At 52.2% G+C, this 2,621-nt stretch carries 3 protein-coding genes; all 3 read left to right on the top strand.

The window, feature by feature from the left end; all coding sequences use genetic code 11:
• Positions 1–134: 134 nt before the first annotated feature.
• The 3 genes from VF709_RS24690 (at position 135) to VF709_RS24680 (ending at position 2,464) form a co-directional block, all read left to right on the top strand.
• Entirely contained in the window at positions 135–527 is a 393-nt protein-coding gene (locus VF709_RS24690) for a single-stranded DNA-binding protein (protein ID WP_440232457.1), read from the top strand.
• A 44-nt stretch (positions 528–571) separates the two neighbouring features.
• On the top strand, positions 572–1,564 hold the full coding sequence (locus tag VF709_RS24685) for a hypothetical protein (RefSeq protein ID WP_440232456.1): 993 nt from the start codon (positions 572–574) through the stop codon (positions 1,562–1,564).
• Between the two features lie 84 nt (positions 1,565–1,648).
• Positions 1,649–2,464, top strand: a complete 816-nt coding sequence (locus VF709_RS24680) for an antitermination protein Q (RefSeq protein ID WP_440232455.1) — start codon at positions 1,649–1,651, stop codon at positions 2,462–2,464.
• Positions 2,465–2,621: the final 157 nt, after the last annotated feature.

The following is a 2,621-nucleotide window of genomic DNA, read 5'->3' as shown; positions in this document are numbered from 1 at the left end:
GAGGCCGGAATACTGAAGAAGTCACCGAGCGATAAAGGATACCAGACGCTGACGCCGCGGCTCAGACACTTGGGCAACATCCGTATGCGTTCTTATTTACTGGTTCAGCTTGACGAGGGTGAGGAGACATCAAAATGACAGCACATATTGCAGCCCATGGCCGGCTGGTGGTCGACGTGCAGAGCAAGGCCATCAGCAACGGCAACAACATGGCATATACCCGGCTGGCTGTGGCACTTCCCTGCCGGGATGCAGAGAACGGTGAACTGACATTCTGGCTGGCGGTGACGGCGTTCGGAAAACAAGCGGACTATCTGTTGAAACACCAGAAAGGTGACCTGATTAGCGTGTCGGGCACGATGCAGGCCAGCCAGTGGAAGGGGAATAATGGCGTCATGCAGACGGGTTACCAGGTGGTGGCTGACTCGGTGATCAGTGCGAAGACTGTGCGCCCGGGTGGACGCAAGAAAAGTACTGGCGGTCAGCCTGCTCCGGATGATGATTTTTCGGATGACGTGCCTTTCTGATAACAGACGGGGCGGGGCAACCCGCCCGCATACCGGGTGTGCAAATGAACAACGATATTAAAGAGCAAATCCTCAGCCTTAAACGCAGCGGCAGAGGCTATAAAACCATCTCGCGGGAAACGGGCGTCAATATCAATACGGTGAAAAGCCTCTGTCGCCGCTCCGGATTATTTCGTGACAATCCTGAGCACCGGGCGCTTTTCACCATCCCTGAGCCGAAATACAGCACTGAACTGGCGACAGTTAAACCTCTGCCACCGCAACAGGTTATCACCGGGCATAAACAAACGGATGCTTATCTCTGGGTTCTGGAGGTAATAAAACTTAATGAGCCGGTTCACCTTGAGGCTGCACAGGCAGCGCTGGAGAAACTGACCATTACCCCGAAGGAAGCGCAGGATCGCTATACCCGCTATCTTCAGTCAAATGGTGTTGACGGGTTCAACATTGTGTTTGGCACACTGATGATGGATAACCCACAACACTTTATAGAGCGGGCGCGTGAACAGGCAGCTCGCGCTGCAGAGGTGCGTGGTGTGTTTGGAAGTTATGAAGCAATCTACGATGAGTTAACTGTACCGGAACAATTGCTGGAGGATGCGCTGGGCTGGCTGTACAGCGACAGTTATGGCTGGACTGAAGAAGAAAAGCGCAGAGGACGAATCGAAGGTGAACGTGTAACCGAGGTTATGGAACTTCGCGATAGGAAATCTTTTGAGATTATCGCAGATGTTTTGCCAGCACCTTATACGTTATCGGACGTGGTACGTGAGTTTCAGTATTGGGAATGGGTTTATCGCATGCGGGATGCGGCCAAAAAAGAAATTGCGCCTGATGAACTGAGTGGAGATGGTGGGCCAGTAAGCGATCGGGAACACTGGCTGGATAAACAACTGGAAATCATCAGGCCAGTAAGTCGGGATGAGGCCCTGAATGTTCTCAAGTGGTATCTGCAAAGTGAGCGACACCAGGGATTTATGAATGCAGACAGTGATGCCGTATACCTCAATCTTATTGGTGCGCACAATGCAGAATAACGGCGTTTCATTTATTGCATCAGAATGGATGTGTGTTGCAATAAGTGAGATAATAAATGCATCCCACTTCCGGAGGAAATCATTGTGAAGCTCGAGTCTGCCCTTAAACACTTTAGCCCTCAGGGTATGCATATCAGCGACGACGTGAAAGGAACCTCTCCGGACCGCCTTACAGGAACAGACGTAATGGCGGCTATTGGTACTACCAGCAGCCGTGCGCGATTCGGCCTGGCGGCGTTCTTCGGTAAAGCTGGAATCAGCAAAACAGATGAACAGCTCGCAGTTCAGGCGCTGGCGCGATATGCGATGGATGTCGCACCGAAGAATGTTCGCAAAGCAGCTGGTGGGCAGTTCGGATGGTGTATGCAGATGCTGGCACAATTTGCCTTTGCTGATTACTCCCGTTCGGCGGCTACCAGCGTGACATGTCACAGTTGTTGCGGTACCGGGCGAACAACCCGCGAGCAGATTACCCGCAAAGTTTCTTACCCATGGGGTAAAGCGCCATACTGGGCCTGCCGCTCTCGTGCTGTTCGACCATCTGACTGGGAGCAGTGGACGGAGGTAACAGAGGTTGTACCGGCGGTCTGTGATGTTTGCGAAGGCAAGGGAACGATTAGTGCCCGCTGTCGTTGTGGCGGTAAAGGTGAAGTACTGGATCGCAAAGCGACCAAAGAACGTGGCGCACCGGTTTTCAAAACGTGTGAACGTTGCTCTGGTAATGGCTTCTCTGCTATCTCCTCGGCGACGGTACACCGTGCCATTCTGAAGCGTCTCCCGGACCTCCATCAGTCCTCATGGTCACGCAACTGGAAACCCTTTTATGAAATGCTGGTGGACACGCTGCGCCAGGGGGAGCGTCACGCGGCAGTAGAATTTGAGAAGGCGACAACTTATTAATATGATCGGAACAAATAGCGACACTTTTTTGCACGTTAGTGTTGACTTTGCATAAAACTGTCCTGTATGCTTCTAACCATGAGAAGTTGTATCTGAAGCATTTCAATAATCGAGCCCTGCCAGAAATGGTGGGGCTTTGTCGTTTCTGGCGGAGGGC

Source organism: Enterobacter sp. Lyrl_3 (assembly GCF_051948675.1).
GTDB lineage: Bacteria > Pseudomonadota > Gammaproteobacteria > Enterobacterales > Enterobacteriaceae > Enterobacter > Enterobacter cloacae.
Note: the sequence above shows the minus strand (reverse complement) of the source record. Positions and strands in the feature narration are given on the sequence as shown.